Source organism: Kribbella sp. CWNU-51 (assembly GCF_054073265.1).
On the sequence record NZ_JBSXMZ010000009.1, the window covers coordinates 272,187 to 295,548 of the forward strand.

Genomic DNA, 23,362 nt, shown 5'->3' on the forward strand with positions numbered 1-23,362 from the left:
GCCGGGCGCGATGCTTGGCGCATGGCGATGGTGGGGCGCCTGGGGGAACTGCGGGCGCTGCGGGGGTGGGTTGACGAGGCGCGCGCGGGCAGCGGGCGCCTCGTGGTGTGTACCGGCGAGGCGGGAATCGGCAAGACCCGGCTGGCGCAGGAACTCGCTGGATCGGCCCTCGCCAAAGGCGCTGCCGTTGCCTGGGGCCGCTGCGCCGAGACCGACGGCGCGCCGGCGTACTGGCCCTGGCGGCAGGTCCTGCGATCCCTCGGCCTGGACGCGGATCAAGTGCTGTCCGGTGACGACCGCTTCCTGCTCTTCGAAGAAGTCACCGACTCCGTACGACGAGCCGCCGGCGACCGCGGCCTGGTGATCATCCTCGACGACGTCCACCGTGCTGACGAACCCTCCGTCCTGGTACTGCGTCACCTCGCCGAAGAGCTCGCAGACATGCCGGTCCTCATCCTGGCGACCGCCCGCGACGCGGCGAACCTCGGCGACCTCTCCACCGCCGAACGCCTTCAGCTGCGCACCTTCGATCGCCCCGAGGTCGCCGAACAGTTGCTGACAGCAACCACAGACTCCACGGTGGTGTCGACGGTGCATCGCATCACCGGCGGCAACCCGCTCTTCGTCCGGGAGATCGCCCGCGCCATCGCCGACGGCTCCTGGCAGCCGGACCGGCCGCCGCGGTCGGTGCTCGAGATCGTCACCGCCCGGCTCGGCCGCGCCTCGGACGACTGCCGCCGGCTGGTTCAGGCCAGCGCAATCGCCGGCCGCGAGATCCGGCTGCGGACCATTGCCGCGATGCTGCAACGATCGGTCGACGAATGCCTGCCACTGGTCGACGAGGCGACCCGCCTCGGCTTCTTCGAACACCTGGGCGACGGTTTCCGCTTCATCCACGCCCTGACCCGCGATGCCGTCGAGGCGTCCCTGTCGACCACCGAGCGCACAGCCCTCCACCGGGCGATCGCCGATGCGCTGGCAAAAGACGCCGGTGACCACCTGGCAGCGATCGCCGGACACTACGCGGTCCTGGCTCAGTACGGCGACGGTACGACGGCACGCACCTGGCTGGTCCGCGCCGCGGAGGACGCCGTACGGCGACTGGCCTATGAGGAAGGTGTTCGGCTGTATCGGCAGGCGCTGGCGACGCGGCCGCTCGGTCCCGCGGAGTCGTGCGACCTCTTGGTTGCCCTGGGCAAGGCGGCGTACCTCGCGGGTGATCTGACGGCGTGCTGTGCGGCGGCGGTCGAAGCCGCTGCGGCAGCGCAGACTCCGGAGCAGTGCGCCGAGGCCGCGCTGGTCCTCGAGGCCGTACCCGATCCGACCATCAACGCGACCGCTGAGCGACTGTGCGAAGCAGCGCTTGCCCAAAGCATCGATCTCGCGCTGCGAGCCCGCTTGCTTGCCCTGCGCAGCCATCTCGCCTTCTACGCCGGCGAACAGGCACGACTCGACGCGTTGAGCGCGACCGCCCTCGAGCTGGCCCGATCCTCGGCGGACCATCGAGCCCTCGCCGACGCGCTCCGCGCCCGGCAGGAGGCGTGCCCGGGGGCGGACGGGCGGGCGGAGCGGCTGGACCTCGCGGCCGAAATGCTCGAACTCGCCCAGCGGACGGACAATCCCCGCGCCGAGATGTGGGGCGAGATCTGGCGGCTGGACGCGCTGATCGAGAGCGGCCGGCTCGCCGCCGCGGCCGAGGAACTCCCCCGGCTGCGGGTCGCGGCCGATCGCCTCGGTGGACCGGTCGCGGCCTGGCATCACGACCGCATCGCCGCGTGTATCGCCCAGGCTCGCGGGCAGTACACCGAGGCGGCGGCGGTCGCGCGGCGCGGGTTCGACCGGATGCGACCGGTCGAGAGAGCACCCGCGACCGGCGCGTACTTCGCGCTCCAGATCGCGTTGGCCGGTCATGTCGGCGTCAGCGCGGAGATGCGTGACCTGATCGAGCAGCGGTTCGATCCGCCACCGCGATTCGCCACGATGTCGCTGCTGTCCCGGGCCCAGCTGTTGCTGTGCGCGGACGAACCCGAGCAGGCGGCGGCGTCGTACCGGCTGGCCGGCCGGATCGACGAGTGGTCGTTGCCCGCGTTCTTCGTGCTGCCGGCGTACGTGTACGCGACGCTGGCCTGTTGCGGCCTCGGCCGGTACGACGACCTCGGCGTCCTGCTGGACCGGTTGCAACCGTTCCGCGGGGAGCATGCCGTAGGCAACGGTGTCGCGTACATGGGGCCGGCGGAGCTGGCGATCGGACGGGCCGGCGCCGCGCTCGGACGGTTGGACTCCGCGGTCGAGGATCTGGCCATCGCGGTGGCGATGGCCGAGTCTGCCGGGGCCGCCGGGTTCGTCGCCGAGGCGCAGTTCCACCTCGCCCGCACTCTGTTCACCCGCGACCGGCCGGGTGACCGCGAACAAGCTCGACCACTCGCCGTCGAGGCTGCCCGCCTGGTCGAGTCGCTGGGGATGGCGGCGTACGCCGATCAACTGAAGGTGCTGCTCGGCCGGCTGAACGGCGACCCCGAGCACAAGCTGAGTGGGCGCGAGCTGGAGGTCGCCGGTCTGGTCGCCGAAGGGCTGACCAATCGCCAGATCGCCGCCCGGCTGGTGATCTCGGAGCGGACCGCACAGAACCACGTCCAGCACATCCTCACCAAGCTCGGCTTCGCCACCCGCAGCCAGATCGCGGCCTGGTCCAGCCGCCGATGAGTACCCAGGATGAGTGATCTGGCGGATTCCGGATCGCCGGCGGATTCCTACCGTGATGAACATCCGCATCATCAAGGAGGAATCATGCAGTGGATCGCAGTCGCCACCCCGCCGTTCGCGGCGATCGAACAGTTCGACCAGGTCATGGAGCAGCTCGGCGCCGACGAACCGGACGGCCTGCACGCCAGGTACGTCGGCGGCACCGGTGACGGACTCCGGGTCGTCACGCTCTGGGAGTCCAAGGAGCACGCCGACCGGTTCTTCGCCGACCGCCTCGGACCGGCCTTCGCCAAGGTCCTCGGCCCCGAACCGGCCGGCCGCCCCGAGATCGTCGGTATCGCGGTGGCGCGCTCCTACACCCGCCAGCCGGTGGGCTGACCGTTCAGGTAGGGAGCGAGCAACTCGGCCAGCTGGGGGGTGGCCGGCCGGGTGGTCAGGTGGCGGCCGATTCCAGCGAGGAGGTCCGCCACCTGCACGCGCGGGTCGGCCTTCGAGTCGACCTGCGTGAGCGTGAGCAGGGGCGGTGGTGCCGGGAACACCGCGTCGGCAAGGTACGTGCGCAATCGCGCCACCCGATGTCGCGTCAGCGCACTCTGTTCGTCGTGCACCACGGCGACCGACCGTTGCCCAGCACTCCAGAACAGCGCGGTTTCGGCGAGCGCGGGCACCAACGGCTCGAGCGGCGGCGGGATCGTCCGATCGTCGTTGATCAGCCGCAGCATCACGCCTTCCACCCGGGCACGCGTCACCTCACGCAAGGCCGGCACATCAGACGGCATCGTCGCGAAGAACCGGTCGACAGCGGCGTGGTCGATCAGCCGCAACCGCTTCGTCCGCGTCAGGTCGACGAACGCGGCCAGAAAGTCGGTCCGGTGCCGCAGGGCGAGCACGCCATCGCAGTGTTCCCGGGCCAGGCTCGTCCCATCGCCGTACGACGGTTCGCCGGTGAACAACTCGAAGACCCGGGCGGCGACGTACCGGGTCTTGTCGATGACGTGGACGTGCGCATGCCCGCGCAGAGTGGTGAGGAACCACTCGAGTTCGGCTCGCTGCGCGGGTCGCAGCAACTGGTTGGACTTGTACTCGGTGCGGTGGCGGAGCCGTGGTCGCAGGATGGCGACCAGGTCGGCGGCTGCGGGGATGCCGAGATCGACACTGGCGTGGGTGATCACGGGCGAGGCGGGATCCAGGAGGTTGGTCCCGGAGAATCCGGACTCGTCACACGCGATCTCGACCCACGACGACACATTGGTCATGAGGAACGAACTCCAAGGCTGAGGAACTGCACGCTGCGGGGCCCGTCGTCGCGACGGGCATGATCAGGCGAGCCCGGAGACATCAGGCCGGGCGCGATCAGTGAGCGGCAGCAGCCTTGGCAGACATACGACCCATCATCGGCCGCGGACGGCCGGATCACCAGTGGTTTGTCAGGGCTTGCGGGCGAGTGCCACCAGCAGCAACTGGGCCGCACCGGTGGCACTGAGGTGCTGATCGGCGCCCGGCCACCAGGCGGTCAGGTCGACCAGCCCGGGCTTGTCCAGGTCGAGGCCGGCGACGAACCCGGCGATCTCGTGCCGGGTCCGGAACATCACCTGCGGGAAGGCTTCCCGCACCTTCTCCTCGACCGCCGTCGAGAACTCGGCCAGCCGGCTGCCGTCGCGCGGGTTCAGCGGGTGGCTGAGCGCCAGGTACGACCCGGACGGTACGGCGGCCAGGTACTCCGCGATCACGCGCTCGATCCGATCGGTGTCCGGGATCGCGTGCAGTACGAGTCCGAGGATGATCCCGACCGGGCGGTTCAGGTCGAGCGCCGCGGTCACGATCGGGTGCCCGAGGACGGCGGCCGGGTCGGTCAGGTCGGCACCGGCGAAGAAGCTGGTCCGATCGTCGGCGAGCAGCGCCTGGCCGTGCGAGATCGCGGTCGGGTCGTTGTCGACGTACACGACGGTCGCCAGCGGGTCCGCCTCGGCGGCGATCTCGTGGGTGTTCCGCCGAGTCGGCAGGCCGGCGCCGAGGTCGAGGAACTGGCCGATGCCGCCGTCGGTGATCATCCGGCCGACCACGTCGGCCAGCCAACGCCGGTTCTCCCGGGCCAGCTCCGGCGCCTCGGGCGCGATCTTGACCAGCTCCTGGAACAGTTGGCGTTCCACCTCGAAGTTGTTCTTGCCGCCGAGGAAGAGGTCGTACAACCGGGCCTGGGACGGCTGCTCGAGGTCGATCATCGCGTGCTCCGGCTCCGGCATCGCCCCGATCCACCTCGATTCCGAATCCGAAAAGGCCGATTGCCGGGAAGGCTACCGCCAGCACGGACCGCAGTCGCACCGGGGCTCGTGATACGAACGCCCAGGCCATCACAATCACGCCACCACTTCCTCCGCACGCGGCGGCACGGGCTTGGGCCCGCGGTCGTGATGGCCTGGCGGTCCGCGATGAGTTTCCTCGGGCTCGCTCGTCTCAACGAAGGACACCCAGACGAGCGAGTCAGGAGGACTCGATGGCAATGGTTCTGTATTCAGTGACGATGTCGGTGGACGGTTTCATCACCGGACCGGACGGCGATATGCAGTGGATGCGCCCGTACCTCGGGCCCGATCCGGAGGTCGAGCAACTCCTCCCCCGGATCGGGTCTGTCCTGGCCGGCCGCCGTTCCCACGACGGCGACGACCCGCACAAGGGCGAGGCCGGCGAAGGGCAGGCGTTCGGCGGTGGGTGGACTGGGCCGCTGTTCGTGCTCACCCACCGTCCGCCGGACACCTCCGAGCCCGGCATCACGTACGTCGACGAGTTCGCGAAGGCACTCGCGCTCGCCAAGGAGGCAGCCGGCGACAAATACGTCAACGTGATCGGCGCCGACGTCGCCAAGCAGTGCATCGAGGCCGGCGAACTGGACGAGGTCCTGCTGCTCTTCGCCCCGGTCATGCTCGGCGACGGCACCCGCCTCTTCGACCACCCCGGCGGCTGCGCCGTCCGCCTCGACCGGCTGAGCGTGACACAGACCCCGCTCGCCACCCACCTCTGGTTCAAGGTCGCGGATTAGAAGTCGGCGGCGGTCGAGTGCATCACCGCGCGAACCTCGACGGATCGCCCGACGGTCCGGGCGTCCGGCAGCAATCGCGCGAGCTCGACCGCCCGCTCGCGACTCTCCACGTCGATCAGGTAGTAGGCGTCGATGGGCGTAGGAGCAGCCCGATCGGGCACGTGGACGGCCAGCTGCGGATCCGCGAGTACCTCGCCGCCGACCAGTTCGCCGGTGTCGCAGGCGATCCGCTCGAAGTCGTCGCGGCCCGGGCACGGCTCGCCCTCGCCCTGCAGGATCAGTAGGTATTTCATCGGTTCACCCCTCTCACCGATAGGACGGAGTCGAGGCCGTGGTTTTGACATGATGGCTTGATGTTCGTGCGCACCGAACGGCTGATTCTGCGCCGCTTCACGACCGCCGACGCCGAGGCGTTCGCGGCCTACCGGTCGGATCCCGACATCGCCCGGTACCAGTCGTGGGACGCCCCGCTGCCGCTGTCCGAGGCGGTGCAGAAGGTTGAAGAGTTCGCCCAGGGCGACCCGGCCGCGCTCGGCTGGTTCCAGTACGCCGTCGACCTGGACGGCGTACTGATCGGGGATCTCGGCCTCAACCTGGACGAGAACCTCATGCAGGCCGAGCTCGGCTTCACGCTCGCATCGGCGTACCAGGGCAGGGGCTATGCGACCGAGGCCGTCCGCGGATTGCTCGACGACGTCTTCATCGAGCGGAAGCTGCACCGGGTCTCCGCCGAGTGCGACGCCCGCAACACCGCGTCCGCTCGGCTGCTCGAACGGGTCGGCTTCAAGCAGGAGGGGCTGCGGCCGTCCAACAGCTGGTTCAAGGGCGAGTGGACCGACGACCTGCTCTTCGGCCTACTACGCAGCGACTACCTCAGCTGACCGCCTTCGCAGCCCAGGCCTTCGCCTTCAACTGGATCGTCCCATCCGCTTCGATCGGCAGCCGCGAACGCACTGCTTCCCGCAACGCCACCTGGTCTGACTCGTCCAAAGCACGCAGGTAGGCCGGCGCGACCCCCTGCCCACCCAGGAACGGCTGCCAATAGTCGTCGAACGACGCAAACTCCGTCGGTACGACGATCTCGCGCAGGTCGACCGTGGTGAACCCGGCCTCGCTGAACAGTCCGTCCAGGCCCTTCGACGTGCAGAAGGAGAACCGGAGACCCTCGTCGTGTTCGCGATCCTGCGGCCGGACCTCGATCATCGCGTCGAAGAAGTACCGCATCAGCTCCATGCCGTCCGAGTAGTCCCAGACGTAGACCGCGACCGTCGACCCGATCTCTCGCATCCGGCGGAGCGCCTCGACCCGCTCGGGGATGAAGTTGAGCACGAGCCCGGCGACGACCGCGTCGTACGGGCCGTCGGGGAGTTCGGCGGCCGACCGGACCTCGAAGGTCGCCCGTTCGTCGCGGACGGTCTGCCGGGCGTACTCGATGAAGCCGGCCGAGGGGTCGACCCCGAGCACCGACGCGGGATCCGCCGTACGCAGGATCGTGCTGGTCAGAGCGCCCGTACCGCAGCCGACGTCGAGCCAGCGCAGGCCGGTGGGCTGATCCAGCCAGGCCACGAACTCAGCCGCCACCAACCGGCTCCACCGACCCACGTAGGACTCGTAGATCTCCCCGCTCGACCATTCGCTCATTTGCGCAGGATAGGACCGGATGCGGGAAGTGAGACACCCGTCAGGCCCTCGGCGACCGACCACAGGCGAGCGTTGCTCTCCGGGTCCAGTGCGTTCTTCGGGGCCTTGACCAGCGTGGTGGGGCCCACCAGGCCGAGGCGGCCGGACGGGCCGTAGTACGCGCCGGGCTGGGCGTCCGGGCTGGTCGCCGCGAACAGCAGCGGCTCGGTGCCGACCTCCACGCCCTGTGTCGGGAGCGGGTTGAACCGCAGGCCCCAGTGGGTGAGGCGCGACGGCCGCTCCCGGCCGAGCGAGGCGCCGGCGGTCTGCAGGTTCGTGCGGGTGAAACCGGGGTGTGCGGCGACGCTGAGCAGGCCCCAACCGCGGTCGGCGGAGAGCTTGGCCAGGTGGTTGCTCATCATCAGGTCGGCGAGCTTCGACTGCGAGTACGCCGCCATCCGGCGGTACCGGCGTTCCCACTGCAGGTCGTCGAAGTGGATCCGGCCGAAGTTCGCGGCACCGCTGGCCATCGTCGCGATCCGCGGCGCAGGCGCGGCGAGGACGAGCGGCAGCAACCGCACGGTGAGCGCGAACGGGCCGAGGAAGTTCGAGCCGAACTGCAGCTCGAAGCCGTCCTTCGTGGTGATCCGGGTCGGCGGGTGCATGACGCCCGCGTTGTTCACGAGCAGGTCGACGTTCGGCTCGTCCGCGGCCAGCCCGTCGGCGAACTCCTGCACCGATGCCAGGTCTGCGAGGTCGATCCGGCGTACCTCGAGTAGGGCGTCGGGGTGCTCGGCCAGGATCTCGGCCCGGGCGGCGTCACCCTTGGCAGGAGTCCGGACCGCCATGATCACGCGCGCGCCGGCGGCGGCGAGGCGCTTGGTGGCCTCCTTGCCGGTGCCGCTGTTGGCGCCGGTGACGACGGCGAGCTTGCCGGTCTGGTCGGGGACGTTGTACATGGTCTGCTCCTCGTAAAAGACTGGTGGTCTGTTATGTCCTCGACGGTATCAGACCGCCGGTTCGATAACAACAGACCGACGGTCTGTAGAATGTGAGGGTGACGACATTCCAGCGCGCGCGGAGCGCGGAGCAGCGGGCGGTCCGGCGGCGGGCGATCCTCGAGACGGCGGCGGCCATGCTGACCGAGATGCCGGTAGCGGACCTCAGCCTCAACGAGCTGAGCCGCCGCGTCGGCCTGGCGAAGTCGAACGTGCTGAACTACTTCGAGTCCCGCGAGGCGGTCCTACTTGAGCTCTCCAGCACGGAGCTCACGGCCTGGGTGGAGGATCTGGCGGCCGCGCTCGCCGGCGTCGCACCGACGGCGCCGGTCGACGAGCGGGCGGAGCGGCTGGTGTCGGCCGCGGTCAGCACGCTGGCCGCGCGACCGGTGTTCTGCGATTTGATCAGCGCACAGGCGTCGGTGCTCGAGCGGAACATCTCGACCGAGACCGCGCTGGCGTTCAAGCGGGCGGCCGCGATCGCTTTCGAGCGGATGATCGAGGTGGTCGTCGGGGCGCTACCGGAGCTCGGCGCGGAGGGATCGGGCCGCTTCATGGCCGCCGCGAGCATGCTCGCGGGCGCGATCTGGACCCACTCCCATCCCGTCCCGGCCGTCATCGCGGCCTACGATGCGGACCCCTCGCTCGGGACGATCCGGATGGAGTTCGAGCCGGCCCTCCGCGACAACCTCTGGCTCCTCCTCCGCGGTGCGCTCCCCCGGCTCACGCAGTGATGGTCAGCCACCGAGTCGTGGATTCGGGTCGGCTTCGGCTGGCGGTGCCGACCACGATCCACGACTCGGTGGACGATCCAGCAGTTACGGCAGGTAGTAGTTCGGGTTCGGGAGCTTGAAGGTGCGGTCGGCGAAGCCACCCTTGAGGTCGGAGAACTGGTCGCCGAAGTTCGCGACGATGTCGTAGCCGAGTGACTCGATGTGCGCGCGGGTGGCCGACTTGTAGTGGATCGTCGTACAGGAGCCGTTCGGGTCGCCGGCGCAGGCCTTCTTCAGGTAGTCCGGGTAGTCGGCGACGGCCGGCTTGGTGAACAGGCCGTCCTCACCGTTCCGCAGCGTGGTCGGCTTCGGGTAGCCGGCGTCGACGCCGATACCGTCCTCGGTCAGGTTGCCCAGGGTCGCCTGCTCCTGCGCGGCACCGCGCCCGGTCAGGAAGAAGATCGCATAGCCCTCGCGCTCGGCGGTCTTCACCAGGTCGACCATGCCCGGCACGGCGGGGAACCGCTGGTTCAGCACGAAATCCGCGTTGGTCGTCGGGTTGAACGCCCAGTTGCTGAAGATCTCGTAGTTCCACGTGGCCAGCGAGGTGTCGTCGACGTCCAGCAGGATCGCCTTGGTCGTCTTGGTGTGGTGCGGCGCGGAGATCCAGCGCTTCCCCGCGGCGGCGACCGAACTGGCCTCCTTGGCGTAGTTGCCGTCCGGCGCGAACGTGCCGCTGCCGAGCGGGTCGCCGTAGTAGTTGCGCAACTGCTGGCGCAACACGTCGATGTTGGTGACCTGCTTCTCACTCCGCGGCGTCGACGTCTGAATCGCCGGCTGCGGAGACGCGGCCCCGGCCGAGTACGCGACTCCGCCGACGACCGACGCCATCGCGACAGCCGCGACGCCGGTCAGAACCAGCCGACGGGACGGCCGGCGCCAGGAACGGATGACCATGGTGACCTCTCCAAGAACGGGAAACGTGCAAAAGCAAACTAACCCCGCCCCCGCCGGATCACCGCAACCCGCTCAACAAATCCAGGGGAATCCTCCGTACGACGTCACGCCTGTGGATAACCTCCGTCCGGCAATGCCCACTCGCTGTAAGCTCAAGTCAGAAGGAAGAACACGCGAGGTGCCCGCCGCAGCACGATCCGTTAGACCGGCTTCACGTAGCGGTGGCACGGGACCGGCAAGGTGCCGGTGTCGACGTTCGCCGGGTAGTCGAAGGGGCCGTTGTCGGTCCAGCCGCTGCGCTCGTAGAACCGGCGGGCCCGGGCGTTGCCGGTGGCGACTGCGAGCCACGCTTCGCTGTGTCCTCCTGCTTTCACCTGCCGCTCGGCTTCGCTGAGTAGCGTCCCGGCTACTCCGGATCCCCGGTGATCGCGCGACACGTAGACCTGCTCGACCTCCTCCCCCACCACCATCACGAACCCGGCGACCTCGTCACCGACGACCGCGACCGTGGTGTCGGTGATCCGATTCGCCGCCCGGGTCCAGAAGGACTCCTCGGTCCGGATCGCGACCAACTCGTCCGGCACGTGACCAAGGTGTCCATCGCCCCACCCGGCGTACCAGATCGCGGCGATGGCATCGACGTCATCGGCAACCGCGGGCCGCACGTTCACAGTCATGCAGTCAGAGTAAGCAGGATGGCCCCGCCGTCAGGCAGTCACGCTGACTACGAGCGAGGCGCACGCCATGGTTAGGAAGAAGACCGCGAGGAAGAACTGCGCGGTGTAATCCCCAGCACGCACATGCGTGTACAACGCGCAGACGAAGAAGAGCACCAACCCCACCGCGGCCGCGATGATCAGCCCAGGACGCTGCACCAGCAGACCGGCGAGAAGCCCGACCGCCCCAGCGGTCTTGAGTGTCCCGATCGGAAACGTCAACCAAGACTCCGGCACCCCGGCCTTCACCATCCCGGGGAGGATCGGTTGCCAGTGCAGCAAGGCCGCGATCCCAGAGAAGCCGTTCAGGCCAATAGTCACGGCGACAACGACAACAGCGAAGGCAGTCACGTCAGTTCACCGCCACCCGAGCGAGCTTGTCCGGATTCGTGATCGCGAAGATGCCGGTCACCTGATCACCCTCGACCTCCAGCACGATCACCGCGAACGGCGTGTCCCCCGACAGCAGCAACGCCGACGGATCGCCGTTCACGGCCCGGTACCGGATGCCCAGCGACGGCACCGGCCGCCGCCGCCCGTCGCCCACGATGAGCGGCGCGATCTTGTCCCGCCCCAGCACCGGCCGCAGCCCGGCCGCCCGGGCCTTGCCGCCACCATCGGCCCACAGCGTCACGTCCGGCGCGAGCACCTCCATCAATGCGTTCAGGTCCCCACCGACCACCGCGTCGATGAACCGCTGTGTCACCTCGAGCCGCACCTGTGGATCCGCGGTGTAGCGAGGCCGCCGCGCCTGCACGTGTTCCTTGGCCCGGTGCGCGAGTTGCCGTACGGCGACCGGCGTACGGTCGACGATCTCAGCGATCTCCGGATGCGCGTAGCCGAAGACCTCATGCAGGACGAATACCGCCCGCTCCAGCGGCGTCAGCGTCTCCAGAACGACCAGCATCGCCAGCGAAACCGCCTCGGCCCGCTCGACCGGATCGATCGGCGTGACCACGGGCTCCGGCAACCACGGCCCGACGTACTCCTCCTTGCGCCGGTTGATCGTCGTACGGCGAGCAAGCGCAGCGTTCACCGCGATCCGCACGAGATACGCGCGCGGGTTCTCGACACCGGACCGGCCGGACCACGCCAGCCAGGTCTCCTGCAACACATCCTCGGTATCCGCCACCGAACCGAGCACGTTGTAGACGATCGAGAACAACAACTCCCGATGCGCAACGAACTCCTCGGTCGAACTCACTTCAGCGTGTGCCTTCACACCCGGTATGAGCGTTCCGGCCGCGGAAGTGTGACATCACTCCGGGTCGTAGGCCAGGTTCGGTCGCAGCCAGCGCTCGACGTCCTGGACGGACATGCCCCGGCGTACGGCGTAGTCCTCGATCTGATCACGGCCGAGGCGGCCGACGCTGAAGTACCGGGCGGCCGGGCTGGCGAAGATCAGGCCGCTGACGGCCGCGGCCGGCGTCATCGCGAACGACTCGGTCAGGCCCAGGCCGAGCTTGTCCGCCTCCAGCAGGTCGAACAGCTCCTGCTTCTCGGAGTGATCCGGGCTGGCCGGGTACCCGAGCGCGGGCCGGATCCCACGGAAGCGCTCCGCGTGCAGATCCGCCAGCAAGGGCTGAGCGTCCGGCTCGAACCACGCCCGCCGCGCCTCCAGGTGGATCCACTCGGCGAAGGCCTCCGCCAGCCGGTCGGCCAGCGCCTTCACCATGATCGCCCGGTAGTCGTCGTTGCGTTCCTCGTACGACGCGGCCAGCGCCTCGGCACCGTGGATCGCGACCCCGAACCCGCCGAGGTGGTCACCCGACGGCGCGACGTAGTCGGCCAGGCAGCGGTTGTGCCGTCCGGCCGGCTTCTCGGTCTGCTGCCGCAGCATCGGGAACGACACGTCCAGCCCGTCCAGCAGGATGTCGTCACCTTCGCTGTGCGCCGGCCAGAACCCGTACACGCCCTCGGCCGTGAAGGAGCCGTTGGCAATGATCTCGTCGAGCAGGGTGTTCGCGTCGTCGAACAGTTCGCGCGCGACCGGCTGGTCCAGGATCGCCGGGTATTTGCCCTTCAGCTCCCACGCCAGGAACAGGAACTGCCAGTCGATCATCGTCCGCAACGTCTCGATGCTCGGCGTGACACGGCGCAGCCCGGTGAACGCTGGCACCGGGAGTTCGCCGTACTCGACGGGTTCGGCGTTGGCCCGGGCATCGGCGATCGTCAGCAACGGGCTGCGCTGCTTGTTAGCATGCTGTTCGCGCAACCGCTCCTGGTCAATACTGTTGCTCTTGGCAAGCGCTTCGGCCCGGTCCTCGTCGAGCAGGTCGGACACCACGCCGACCACCCGGGACGCGTCCAGCACATGCACGGTCGCCCGATCGTACGCCGGAGCGATCCGGACCGCGGTGTGTTGCTTCGACGTGGTCGCGCCGCCGATCAGCAGCGGGAGCTTGAGGCCGCGCCGCTGCATTTCGGTGGCCACGGCAACCATCTCGTCCAGCGACGGCGTGATCAGCCCGGACAGGCCGACCACGTCCGCGCCCTCGGCCACCGCGGTGTCCAGAATCCTTGCCGCCGGCACCATCACCCCGAGGTCGATCACCTCGTAGTTGTTGCAGCCGAGCACCACGCCGACGATGTTCTTGCCGATGTCGTGGACGTCGCCCTTGACCGTGGCCAGCACGACCTTGCCCTGACCGCGCACCATCTCGGCGCGTCCCTCCCGCCGGGCCTGCTCCTTCTCCGCCTCCATGAACGGCTCCAGGTAGGCGACCGAGCGCTTCATCACGCGAGCGCTCTTCACCACCTGCGGAAGGAACATCTTGCCGGCGCCGAACAGGTCGCCGACGATCTTCATCCCGTCCATCAGCGGGCCCTCGATCACCTCGAGCGGCCGCTTCCGGGTCAGCCGGGCCTCCTCGGTGTCGGCCTCGATGAAGTCCACGATGCCGTGCACGAGCGCGTGCGAGAGCCGCTCCTCGACGGTGCCCTCGCGCCAGGTCAGGTCGACCTCGCGCTGGGTGCCCTTGCCCTTCACGTTCTCGGCGAAGCTGACCAGGCGGTCGGTGGCGTCGTCGCGCCGGTCGAAGATGACGTCCTCGACGAGCTCCAGCAGGTCCGCCGGGATGTCCTGGTAGACCGCGAGCTGGCCGGCGTTGACGATGCCCATGTCCAGGCCGGCCTTGCCCGCGTGGTACAGGAAGGCCGAGTGCATCGCCTCTCGCACCACGTCGTTGCCGCGGAACGAGAAGGACAGGTTCGAGATACCGCCGCTGAGGTGGACGCCCGGGCAGCGCGCCTTGATCAACGGCAAGGCGTCGATGAAGTTCTTGGCGTAGCCGTTGTGCTCGGACATGCCGGTGGCGACGGCGAGCACGTTCGGGTCGAAGATGATGTCCTCGGGCGGGAAGCCGATCTTCTGCGTGAGCAGGTCGTACGCCCGGCCGCAGATCGCCACCTTGCGCTCGACCGTGTCGGCCTGGCCCTGCTCGTCGAACGCCATCACCACCGCGCCGGCGCCGTAGTCGCGGATCCGCCGGGCGCGCTCGAGGAACTCCTCCTCGCCCTCCTTCAGGCTGATCGAGTTGACCACGCCCTTGCCCTGCACGCATTTCAGCCCGGCCTCCAGCACCGACCACTTCGAGCTGTCGATCATGATCGGGATCCGGGCCACCTCGGGCTCGGTCGCGATCAGGTTCAGGAACGTGGTCATCGCCTGCTCGCTGTCCAGCAGGTCGGCGTCCATGTTCACGTCCAGCAGGTTCGCGCCGCCGCGGACCTGCTCCAGCGCCACGTCGACCGCGGCCTGATGGTTGTCGCCCTCGATCAGCCGGCGGAACTTCGCCGACCCGGTCACGTTGGTCCGCTCACCGATCATCACGAACCCGGTGTCCGGGGCGATCTTGAACGGCTCCAGGCCGGAGAACCTGGTGGTGTCATCAGCGGGTACGACGGTCCGCGGCGGCAGGTCCTGGACAGCCTGGGCGATCCGGTTGATGTGGGCGGGCGTCGTACCGCAGCAGCCGCCGACGATGTTCACGAGTCCTGACTCGACGAACTCCTCGAGCATCCCGGCCGTCTGCTCCGGCGTCTCGTCGTACCCACCGAAGGCGTTCGGGAGGCCGGCGTTCGGGTGCGAGGCGACGTACGTGTCGGCGAAGCGGGCCAGGTCGGCCACGTGTGGGCGCATCTCGGCGGCGCCGAGGGAACAGTTGACGCCGACGACGAGTGGCTTGGCGTGCTCGATCGAACTCCAGAACGCCTCGACCGTCTGACCCGACAGCGTCCGGCCACTCAGGTCGACGATCGTCACCGAGATCCACAACGGCAGGTGCGGCGCGACCTCGCGGGCCGCGGCGACGGCGGCCTTCGCGTTCAGGGTGTCGAAGATGGTCTCGATCAGGAGGAGGTCGACCCCGCCCTCGGCCAGCGCTGCGATCTGCTCGGCGTACGCGTCCCGGACCTGCTCGAAGGTCACCGCACGGTACGACGGGTCCTCGACGCGCGGGGACAACGACAGCGTGACGTTGAGCGGGCCGATCGAACCGGCCACGAACCTGCCGCCGACCTCGTCCGCGGCCTGGCGGGCCAGCCGGGCGCCGGCGATGTTCATCTCGCGCACGTAGTCCTGCAGGCCGTAGTCGGCCTGGCCGATGCTGGTCGCGGTGAAGGTGTTCGTGGTGGTGATGTCGGCACCGGCCGCCAGGTACTGCCGGTGGACGTCGAGGATGACGTCCGGCCGGGTCAGGTTCAGCAGGTCCGGGTCGCCGGTGAGTTCGTGGGTGTGGTCGCCGAAGCGGTCGCCGACGTAGTCCTCCGGCGTCAGCTTGGCGCCCTGGAGCATCGTCCCCCACGCACCGTCGAGCACCGCGACCCGCTGATCCAGCAGTTCCCGTAGCGCGGTTTCACTCATCTGCCGTCCCCTCCAGAAAAAGATTCCGGAGGCGCCCTTCGCAGTCGGTGCACCAGGTCGAGCGTGGCGGACCTGGGTCCGTTGCAGCGCCTCTCGTCCTGGTTGCCCTATGTTAACGGCGTCACACCTCTGGCCAAGCGCCGCGTCCACATACTAAGATGCCTGTTCAACCCGTGGCACGGTCAGTGGATGAGGGCCTGGAGGGCTGGAGCGTAGAGGTCGGCGATCGCTTCCGGGTCGGTGGTGGCGACGGGGCCGGTCTTGTTGACGGAGATGGCGGCACCGAGGCCGAGGAGCTGGGCGGTGATCAGTTCGGCGCGGAGGTCGGCATCGGCGCCGGTCAGGCGGGCGGCGAAGGCGCGCGTCACCTGGTCGCGGAAGTGCTCGCGGATCAGCGCGCGTTCGTCGCCGCTGCCGGCCGCGAAGATCACCCGGACAAGCAGGTCCAGCCCGTGGTCGCGACGGTAGTTCACCAGCGTGAGTACGGCGTGCCGCCCGAGCTCCGCGTCCGGCGCGGCGAGCAGGAGCTCGGCGGCCTCGCTGAAGTCGGCGACCTGCTCGAACAGTGATTCCTTGCTGCCGAAGTGCTTCACGATCAGCGCCGCGCTGACGTTCGCGTCGGCGGCGATCCCGCGCAGGGTGACCACGTCGTACGGCTGAAGGGCGAACGCCCGCCGGGCCGCCCGGAGGATCGCGGTCCGCCCCGGGTCCGTCACGTCGTACCGACCTCGACGGGAACCGGCGCGGGCCGCCGGGCCGGGATCAGCGACACCAGGCAGGCCGCCACCACGGCCGCGAGCCCGGCGATGACGAAGACGATCAGGTACGCCGACAACGCGGGCGCGACCTGGCCGGCCCTGCTGATCGTCACACCGGCGAGCACGATCGCGACGATCGTGCTGCAGATCGCGGAGCCGATCGTGCGCATCAGGGTGTTGAGGCCGTTCGCCGCGGCCGTTTCGGTCACCGGCACAGCATGCATGATCAGGGCCGGGAGTGCCGAGTACGCCACCGCGGTTCCAGCCGACACCACGGTTGCCCCGGCCACGATCCCCGCGACATTCCCGCTGGTGAACAGCCGGACGACGTACCCGGCCGCCATCAGCACCGACGCGATCGCCAGCGTGAACCGCGGCCCGCGGGCGGACGAGATCCGGGCCGACACCGGCGACAGCAGCACCATCGCGACACCACCGGGCAGCAGACACAGGCCGCTCACGACGATCGACTCGCCCAGCCCGTACCCGGTCCACGTCGGCTCCTGCACCAGCTGCGCGGTCGACAGCGAGTTGGCGTAGAACGAGAACCCGATCAGCAGCGCGGCCAGGTTGGTGAACAGTACGGCGGGACGCGCCGACACTCGCAGATCGACGAGCGGGCTGGTGGTCCGCAGCTCGTACCAGCCCCACAACGGGACGATGGCCGCGGCAGCGACGTACAGCCCGACGATCTCCGCCGTACCCCAGCTGCTGCCCTTCGAGACGGCGAGCAGCAGGCAGACGAGGAACGCGCTCAGCCCGAGGGCGCCGATGACGTCGAAGCGCCCGCTGGTCCGGACCGCGGACTCGGGCACGATCAGCAGCACCAGGACGATGTCGAGCAGCCCGAGACCGAGGGTGATCCAGAACATCGTGTGCCAGTTCGCGTACTGCACCACGAGCGTCGCGGCCGGGATCCCGAACGCCGCACCGACGCCGAGGGTCGAGCTCATCATCGCGATCGACGGGATCACCCGGCGCGGCGGCAACTCGTCGCGCAGGATGCTGATCCCGAGCGGTACGACGGCGACCGCGGCGCCCTGGAACGCGCGGCCGACGATCAGCACCGTCAGATCGTTGCTGCTTGCGCAGAGCAACGACCCGATCACCATCGAGGACAGGGCGATCAGCAGTACGCGGCGTTTGCCGTACATGTCGCCGGCTCGTCCGAGCAGGGGCGTGAACACGGCGCCGGTGAGCAACGTCACCGTGATCAGCCAGCTGACGTCGGCGGCCGAGCTGTTGGTGATCCCCGGCAACACGGGCAGCAGCGGTACGACGATGGTCTGGCTGATCGAGACGAGGACGCCGCAGAAGGCGAGCGCGGCCAGAATCAGGCGTGGATGAGCGGCAGGGCGAAGCGTCAAGCTGGGTTCCTCACGGCGTGAACAGCTGTTTACTCAGAGACCAGCGTAAACGAGCGTTCACCCCTGCCGGAAGTGGCCCAGGAAATCGTTCACCAACTGGACCACGATCGTCGTAGGTAAGCTGCCTACCGTGATCCCATGAGGATCTTCGTCGCCGGCGCCACCGGCGTGATCGGCCGCCGTCTCGTTCCCCAATTGGTTGCCCAGGGCCATGAAGTGACCGCCCTCACCCGCCGGGACCACGCGATCGCGGAGGGCGTCCGGACCGTCGTCGGGGATGCGTACGACGCTGCCGGGTTGCGCGAGGTGGTCGCGGCGGCCCGGCCGGAGGTGGTCTTCCACCAGCTGACCGACCTGTCCTCGCGGGACTTCGCCGCCAACAGCCGCATCCGGCGTGAGGGCACCCGCAACCTGATCGACGCGGCGCTCTTCGCCGGCGTGCGCCGCGTGATCTCCCAGAGCATCGCCTGGGCCTACGAGCCGGGCGACGCACCCGCGGTGGAATCAACACCGCTGGACCTGGATGCCGCGGACGACCGCCGCCGCGCAACAGTCCGAGCCGTCGCCACCCTGGAAGACATCACTGCCGAAGCCCCCGAATGGGTCGTCCTCCGCTACGGCACGCTCTACGGCCCCGACACCTGGTACACGAAGGGCGGCGCGATGGCAGACCTCGCCGCCACCGGCAATCTCCCCACCGGCCCTGACGTCACCAGCTTCCTCCACGTCCAGGACGCCGCGGACGCCGCCCTGGCCGCCCTCGACTGGCCATCCGGCCCGGTCAACCTCGTCGACAACGAGCCAGCCCCCGCCTCCACCTGGACCCCGCTCTTCGCGGAATCCATCGGCGCGCACCCTCCCACCACATCCTCTACATCTGCCGCGGAGGCGGCCGGCGCCGGTCGGACGCCGTGGGCTCGCGGCGCGTCCAACGCGCACGCTCGGACCGACCTCGGGTGGTCCCCGGTCTATCCGACCTGGCGTACCGGCTTCTTCTCCTGAACGTGCCGATCGGGCCCGGACACTCTCCTGGGGACAAGAGTGCCGGGCCCGATCGTTCGGTCCGCCCCAGCGGAGGGGTGCGCTGGTATCACCGGACCGGGTTCAGTTGTTGTCTGTCAATCAGCGAACCGGGCCTGTGATCAGCTCGATGGTCGCCTTGTGGGTCTGACCGGACTGGTCGACCCATCCGACCTCGACCTTGTCGCCGGGGTGCTGCTTGTTCAGGAGCGCCGACAGGGTGTCCGGCGAGTCCACGGCGTGACCGTCGAACGAGGTGATCACGTCACCGGCGGTGATGCCGGCGTCGTCCGCCTTGCCGTCCGCGACCACGTCGCCGACCACGGCGCCCGTCGTACCGGGGCTCGTCTCGACCGAGATCCCGAGCATCGCCGACGCTCCGATGTGCACGGTGTCCGACGCCTTGCCGTTCTCGATCTGCTGGGCGATGTTCAGCGCGTCGTTGATCGGGATCGCATAGCCCTCGGTCGTCGTCCCGCTGCCGTTGCCGGAACCGTTCCCGTTGCCGGAACCGTTGCCCGATCCGTCGCCGTTGCCGGATCCGTCGCCGAACCCGTTCCCATTGCCGGATCCGTCGCCGAACCCGTTCCCATTGCCGGATCCGTCGCCGAACCCGTTGCCATTGCCCGATCCGTCGCCGAAGCCGTTGCCGGAGCCGTCACCGAAGCCGGAGCCCGGGCCGAAGCCGGGGTTGCCGTCGCCGTTCCCGAGTCCGTTGCCATCCGCCGTCAGCGTCGCGGTGGCGGCGGAGCCGGTGGTGGCGGCGGTCTGGCCGAATTGGCCCTGCCCGCCGTTGTTGCTGCTGGATCCGGCGGTGTCGACGCCGATGACCTCGCCGGACGCGTTCGCCAGCGGACCACCGGAGTCGCCGGCCTGGATGTTCGCGTCGGTCTGGATCAGGCCGGTGAGGTGCTCCGGGTCCTGCCCGCCCTCGTCGGTCGCGGTGATCGCCTGGTTCAGTCCGGTCACCTGACCGGCCGCGAAGCTCGGCGTACCGCCGACGCCACCCGCGTTGCCGATCCCGACCACCTGATCCCCGAGCTTCACCTTGTCCGAGTTACCGGTCTTCGCGGTCTGCAGCCCGGACGCGTCCTTCAGCTTCAGTACGGCGATGTCGTGGGAGCCGTCGTACCCGACCACACTCGCGTTGTACGTCTTCCCGTTGCCGATGTCCGTCACTGTGATCGACGTCGCACCCGCGATCACGTGGTGGTTCGTCAGCACCTCGCCGTCGGAGCTGAGCACGATGCCGGTGCCGGCCGCCCGCGCACCTTGGTAGCCGAGCACGGTGTTCACGTCGACCAGGCCGGGCGTCACCTTCGCGGCGACCGAGGCGGCATCGAACTGCTGCTGCGACAGCTGGGAGGTGTTCCCGCCATTGTGCTGGTCGATGCCCCAGGCAACCGATCCGGCGACGAGCGCCGCGGCCAGTCCCAGTCCCACAGTCCCGAACAGCCGTCGCCGCCCACGCTTGCGCGCAGACTGCTGCGGACCGAACGGGTAGTACTGCTGAGGTCCGCCGTACGGTCCGTACCACGGACCCGCCTGCAGCGCACCGCCGTACTGCACACCACTCTGCTGCTGACCGCCCTGCTGCGGCGCACCCGCCTGCTGCGGACCGTTGTACTGCGGCCCCGCCGGCTGCGCGCCTGCCTGCTGCGGACCGGCGTACTGCGGTCCGGTGGGCTGTGCGCCAGGCTGCTGCGGAGTCGGCTGGGGCACACCACCCTGCTGTGGGCCAGCGTTCTGCGGCCCTGTCGGCTGCGCGCCGGATTGGTGTGCGGCGTGCTGCTGGTGTCCTGGATCCTGCACAGGCCCTTGTTCAGCGCCCTGCCGTCCCGTGCTGTCGTTCATTGCGGTTGCCCTCTCAGCCAGTTCCCTCTGCATTCGAGTAGACCTCGCAAGGCTGAGAACTCCATCGAGCCAGCCAATGAATCAGCTGAGAATCTTCCGGACCGCCATCACAACCGCCCGGCGCCGCACGGATTCGTTCGGTACGGCGGCGATGTACTCCGGGTTCATCGACGACCAACTGGTGGCGATCGCCTGGATCAGCGACAGCAGACTGACCGCGGTGAACTCCCGCGGCACCGCCCTCCGCCGCTGACCCCGCTGCAGCTCGTCGAGCCGGCTCTGGTTGACGGCGAGGATCGCTTCCAGCGACTGACCCTCCGGCCGCTCGAGCCGGTACCAGATCGACAGCCGCAGGTGATCGGGATGCGCCTCGAAGTAGTCGAACACCCGCCCCGCGTAAGCCGGCAGGTCTTCGGCGTCGAACCCCACCTCGTCCAGATAGGCGTCCACGGACGCGGTGAACACCGCGTCGAACAGCCCGTCCTTGTTGCCGAAGTACGCATAGAGCATCGCCTTGTTGCACTCGGCGACCTCGGCGATCCGGCTCACCCGTGCGCCCGCGATCCCGCGCGCGGCGAACTCCTCTGTGGCGGCGGCGAGGATCCGCGTCCTGGTCCGGTCGGCGTTCCGCTGCTGCATGCCGCCAGCTTAGCAACCAACCGGTTGGTTGATTTCCAACCAACCGGTTGGTTAGCTGGTCGTGTATCCAACCGTTTGGTTAGTTAGGAATCCATCATGAGCAAGATCTGGCTGATCACCGGCAGTTCCCGTGGACTCGGCCGCGCCCTCACCGAGGCAGTCCTGGCCGCCGGCGACCGCGTGGTCGCCACCGCGCGCAAGCCTGAGCAGCTCGACGACCTGGTCGAGCAGTACGGCGAACAGATCCGGGCGATCGCGCTTGATGTCACGGACGCCGGCGCCGCGCGGACCGCCGTACAGACCGCGCTGGACACGTTCGGCGGGCTTGATGTGGTCGCGAACAACGCCGGCTATGCGAACAGTGCGCCGATCGAGGAGACGACCGACGCTGACTTCCGGGCACAACTGGAGACGAATCTGTTCGGGGTCGTCAACGTCACGAAGGCTGCCCTTCCGGTGTTCCGGGAGCGGCGGGCCGGGCACTTTCTGCAGTTCTCGTCGATCGGTGGGCGGGTTGGTGGGACGCCGGGGATGGGGGCGTATCAGACCGCGAAGTTCGCCGTCGAAGGGTTCTCGGAGGTGCTGAGCAACGAGGTGAAGCCGTTCGGGGTGAAGGTGACGATCATCGAGCCGGGGGCGTTCCGGACCGACTGGGGCGGTTCGTCGATGACGATCGCTCCGGTACTCCCTGACTACGACTCGACCGTCGGCGCGATGAACCGCTACCGCCTCGAAACCGACGGCAAACAGGCCGGCGATCCGGCCAAGGCCGCCCTGGCCATCCTCGAGATCGCCGACCTGGACGCGCCCCCGCTGCGCCTCCTCCTCGGCAAGGACGCCCTCGAACACGCGGGCCGCGCCTCCCACTCCCGAGCCGAAGAAGCCGCAACCTGGGCGCCGCTCACCACCTCCACCGACTTCGACTGACCAGTGCGTCAGCGCAGGTCGCGGAAGAACTCGCGGACGTCGCTGACCAGCAGATCAGGCTCCTCGAGGGCGGCGAAGTGACCGCCGTGGTCGACGTCGGTCCAGCGGGTGATGGTGTTGTCCTGTTCGGCGTAGCGGCGGATGCAGACGTCGTGGGCGAAGGCCAGGACCGCGGTCGGCACGCCGGAGTTCTCGAGCCGGGTGCCCCACGGCTCCGTCTGGGCGTAGCCGACGTACGCCGCTGAGCCCGCGGTCCCCGTGAGCCAGTAGATCATCGCGTTGGTGAGCAGCCGGTCCTTGCTGATGATTGCCTCAGGCAAGGTTTCGAGGGGGTACGTCCAGGCGCGGAACTTGTCCATGATCCAGGCCAGCTGACCGACCGGGGAGTCGACCAGGCCGTAGGCCACCGTCTGCGGCCTGGTGGACTGGATCGAGATGTAGCCGAACTCCTTCTGCAGGAATCCGCCGATCCGCGCGATCCGGTCCTGCTCGAGCGGTGTGAGCGTCACGAGCTCCTCCTCCGGCAACGGGAACGGTGGCAGCGAAGGCCCACCGTTGGTGTGGACCCCGACGACCCGGTCCCGGGCCGCACGCGCCACCGCCGGCGACACGGCCCCACCGATGTCACCGCCCTGGACGCCGTACCGCTCGTAGCCGAGCTGATCCATCAACACCGCCCAGACCTGACCGATCCGCTCCCGGCTCCAGCCGCTGTCCGACACCGGCCCGGAGAATCCGAACCCGGGCAGTGACGGGATCACCAGATGGAACGCATCCGCGGCGTCACCGCCGTGCGCGACCGGATCGGTGAGCGGACCGATCAGATCGAGGAACTCGACGATCGAGCCCGGCCACCCGTGCGTCAGCACCAGCGGCAAGGCGTCCGCCTCGGGCGACTTCACGTGCAGGAAGTGGATCCGCTGACCGTCGATCTCGGTGGTGAACTGCGGATACGCGTTGAGCTCCGCCTCCGCGGCCCGCCAGTCGTACTTGGTCCGCCAGTAGTCGACCAACTCGGCCAACCAGGAGACCGGTACGCCGGTGTCCCAGTCGTCACCGGGCAGCGGTGCGGGGAGGCGGGTGGCGGCCAGCCTGGCCGCCAGGTCGTCGAGGGCGCTCTGCGGGATGTCGATGCTGTAGGGCTTGATCATGTCTCGATTCTTTCACCTGGTTAGGACAGCTTCGGTCC

General features: G+C 68.9%; 22 protein-coding genes. 7 read left to right on the top strand and 15 right to left on the bottom strand.

The annotated features are described in order from the left end of the window. Window positions 1-21: 21 nt before the first annotated feature. Entirely contained in the window at window positions 22-2,703 is a 2,682-nt protein-coding gene (locus tag ACXC9Q_RS15155; RefSeq protein WP_457057142.1) for an ATP-binding protein, read from the top strand. An 84-nt stretch (window positions 2,704-2,787) separates the two neighbouring features. Beyond that, window positions 2,788-3,081 carry a hypothetical protein gene (locus ACXC9Q_RS15160; RefSeq protein ID WP_457057143.1) on the top strand — a complete coding sequence of 98 codons (294 nt, stop codon included), beginning with the start codon at window positions 2,788-2,790 and terminating at the stop codon, window positions 3,079-3,081. Here the strand turns inward: ACXC9Q_RS15160 and ACXC9Q_RS15165 are convergent. Both ACXC9Q_RS15165 and ACXC9Q_RS15170 read right to left on the bottom strand, forming a co-directional pair. Further along, window positions 3,057-3,959 carry a hypothetical protein gene (locus ACXC9Q_RS15165; RefSeq protein ID WP_457057144.1) on the bottom strand — a complete coding sequence of 301 codons (903 nt, stop codon included), beginning with the start codon at window positions 3,957-3,959 and terminating at the stop codon, window positions 3,057-3,059. The genes ACXC9Q_RS15160 and ACXC9Q_RS15165 overlap by 25 nt on opposite strands. A gap of 171 nt (window positions 3,960-4,130) precedes the next feature. Continuing rightward, window positions 4,131-4,946 carry an SAM-dependent methyltransferase gene (locus ACXC9Q_RS15170; protein ID WP_457057145.1) on the bottom strand — a complete coding sequence of 272 codons (816 nt, stop codon included), beginning with the start codon at window positions 4,944-4,946 and terminating at the stop codon, window positions 4,131-4,133. 251 nt (window positions 4,947-5,197) lie between these two features. Between ACXC9Q_RS15170 and ACXC9Q_RS15175 the strand changes: the two genes are divergently transcribed. Beyond that, on the top strand, window positions 5,198-5,740 hold the full coding sequence (locus ACXC9Q_RS15175; protein ID WP_457057146.1) for a dihydrofolate reductase family protein: 543 nt from the start codon (window positions 5,198-5,200) through the stop codon (window positions 5,738-5,740). Here the strand turns inward: ACXC9Q_RS15175 and ACXC9Q_RS15180 are convergent. Beyond that, window positions 5,737-6,033 carry a YciI family protein gene (locus ACXC9Q_RS15180; RefSeq protein ID WP_329481671.1) on the bottom strand — a complete coding sequence of 99 codons (297 nt, stop codon included), beginning with the start codon at window positions 6,031-6,033 and terminating at the stop codon, window positions 5,737-5,739. The genes ACXC9Q_RS15175 and ACXC9Q_RS15180 overlap by 4 nt on opposite strands. 60 nt (window positions 6,034-6,093) lie before the next feature. Here ACXC9Q_RS15180 and ACXC9Q_RS15185 point away from each other — a divergent pair, with 60 nt between their 5' ends. Further along, window positions 6,094-6,621, top strand: a complete 528-nt coding sequence (locus tag ACXC9Q_RS15185; protein WP_457057147.1) for a GNAT family N-acetyltransferase — start codon at window positions 6,094-6,096, stop codon at window positions 6,619-6,621. Here the strand turns inward: ACXC9Q_RS15185 and ACXC9Q_RS15190 are convergent. Both ACXC9Q_RS15190 and ACXC9Q_RS15195 read right to left on the bottom strand, forming a co-directional pair. After that, entirely contained in the window at window positions 6,614-7,381 is a 768-nt protein-coding gene (locus tag ACXC9Q_RS15190; protein WP_457057148.1) for a class I SAM-dependent methyltransferase, read from the bottom strand. The two genes, ACXC9Q_RS15185 and ACXC9Q_RS15190, sit on opposite strands and share 8 nt — an antisense overlap. Then, window positions 7,378-8,319 carry an SDR family oxidoreductase gene (locus ACXC9Q_RS15195; protein WP_457057149.1) on the bottom strand — a complete coding sequence of 314 codons (942 nt, stop codon included), beginning with the start codon at window positions 8,317-8,319 and terminating at the stop codon, window positions 7,378-7,380. Before ACXC9Q_RS15195 ends, ACXC9Q_RS15190 begins: the two co-directional genes overlap by 4 nt. Before the next feature lie 98 nt (window positions 8,320-8,417). On the opposite strand from ACXC9Q_RS15195, the gene ACXC9Q_RS15200 reads away from it, so the two are divergent. Beyond that, on the top strand, window positions 8,418-9,092 hold the full coding sequence (locus tag ACXC9Q_RS15200; protein WP_457057150.1) for a TetR family transcriptional regulator: 675 nt from the start codon (window positions 8,418-8,420) through the stop codon (window positions 9,090-9,092). 84 nt (window positions 9,093-9,176) lie between these two features. On the opposite strand, the gene ACXC9Q_RS15205 is transcribed toward ACXC9Q_RS15200, so the two are convergent. The 7 genes from ACXC9Q_RS15205 to ACXC9Q_RS15235 form a co-directional block, all read right to left on the bottom strand. Further along, window positions 9,177-10,028 carry an HAD family acid phosphatase gene (locus ACXC9Q_RS15205; RefSeq protein ID WP_457057151.1) on the bottom strand — a complete coding sequence of 284 codons (852 nt, stop codon included), beginning with the start codon at window positions 10,026-10,028 and terminating at the stop codon, window positions 9,177-9,179. A gap of 200 nt (window positions 10,029-10,228) precedes the next feature. Beyond that, a complete protein-coding gene (locus ACXC9Q_RS15210; RefSeq protein ID WP_457057152.1) occupies window positions 10,229-10,705 on the bottom strand; it encodes an N-acetyltransferase family protein in 477 nt (158 codons plus the stop codon). A 30-nt stretch (window positions 10,706-10,735) separates the two neighbouring features. Continuing rightward, on the bottom strand, window positions 10,736-11,095 hold the full coding sequence (locus ACXC9Q_RS15215) for a DoxX family protein (RefSeq protein ID WP_457057153.1): 360 nt from the start codon (window positions 11,093-11,095) through the stop codon (window positions 10,736-10,738). 1 nt (window position 11,096) lies between these two features. After that, entirely contained in the window at window positions 11,097-11,948 is an 852-nt protein-coding gene (gene sigJ / locus ACXC9Q_RS15220; protein WP_457057154.1) for an RNA polymerase sigma factor SigJ, read from the bottom strand. 54 nt (window positions 11,949-12,002) lie between these two features. Further along, the gene (gene metH, locus ACXC9Q_RS15225; protein ID WP_457057155.1) at window positions 12,003-15,608 is read right to left on the bottom strand and encodes a methionine synthase; all 3,606 of its coding nucleotides are present in this window, start codon (window positions 15,606-15,608) and stop codon (window positions 12,003-12,005) included. A 182-nt stretch (window positions 15,609-15,790) separates the two neighbouring features. After that, window positions 15,791-16,324: a TetR/AcrR family transcriptional regulator gene (locus ACXC9Q_RS15230; RefSeq protein WP_457057156.1), complete on the bottom strand. Its 534-nt coding sequence runs from the start codon at window positions 16,322-16,324 to the stop codon at window positions 15,791-15,793. Next, entirely contained in the window at window positions 16,321-17,733 is a 1,413-nt protein-coding gene (locus ACXC9Q_RS15235; RefSeq protein WP_457057157.1) for an MFS transporter, read from the bottom strand. Before ACXC9Q_RS15235 ends, ACXC9Q_RS15230 begins: the two co-directional genes overlap by 4 nt. 138 nt (window positions 17,734-17,871) lie before the next feature. Here ACXC9Q_RS15235 and ACXC9Q_RS15240 point away from each other — a divergent pair, with 138 nt between their 5' ends. Further along, on the top strand, window positions 17,872-18,735 hold the full coding sequence (locus tag ACXC9Q_RS15240) for an NAD-dependent epimerase/dehydratase family protein (RefSeq protein ID WP_457057158.1): 864 nt from the start codon (window positions 17,872-17,874) through the stop codon (window positions 18,733-18,735). 120 nt (window positions 18,736-18,855) lie between these two features. On the opposite strand, the gene ACXC9Q_RS15245 is transcribed toward ACXC9Q_RS15240, so the two are convergent. Together ACXC9Q_RS15245 and ACXC9Q_RS15250 are read right to left on the bottom strand one after the other, a co-directional pair. Beyond that, window positions 18,856-20,475, bottom strand: a complete 1,620-nt coding sequence (locus ACXC9Q_RS15245) for a S1C family serine protease (RefSeq protein ID WP_457057159.1) — start codon at window positions 20,473-20,475, stop codon at window positions 18,856-18,858. A gap of 213 nt (window positions 20,476-20,688) precedes the next feature. Continuing rightward, window positions 20,689-21,246, bottom strand: a complete 558-nt coding sequence (locus ACXC9Q_RS15250; protein WP_405069018.1) for a TetR family transcriptional regulator — start codon at window positions 21,244-21,246, stop codon at window positions 20,689-20,691. A gap of 96 nt (window positions 21,247-21,342) precedes the next feature. On the opposite strand from ACXC9Q_RS15250, the gene ACXC9Q_RS15255 reads away from it, so the two are divergent. Continuing rightward, window positions 21,343-22,173, top strand: a complete 831-nt coding sequence (locus ACXC9Q_RS15255; RefSeq protein ID WP_457057160.1) for an oxidoreductase — start codon at window positions 21,343-21,345, stop codon at window positions 22,171-22,173. Window positions 22,174-22,181: 8 nt separating this feature from the next. Here the strand turns inward: ACXC9Q_RS15255 and ACXC9Q_RS15260 are convergent, their stop codons facing one another. Beyond that, window positions 22,182-23,324, bottom strand: coding sequence for an epoxide hydrolase family protein (locus ACXC9Q_RS15260; protein ID WP_457057161.1), 1,143 nt, complete (start codon window positions 23,322-23,324; stop codon window positions 22,182-22,184). Window positions 23,325-23,362 lie beyond the last annotated feature (38 nt).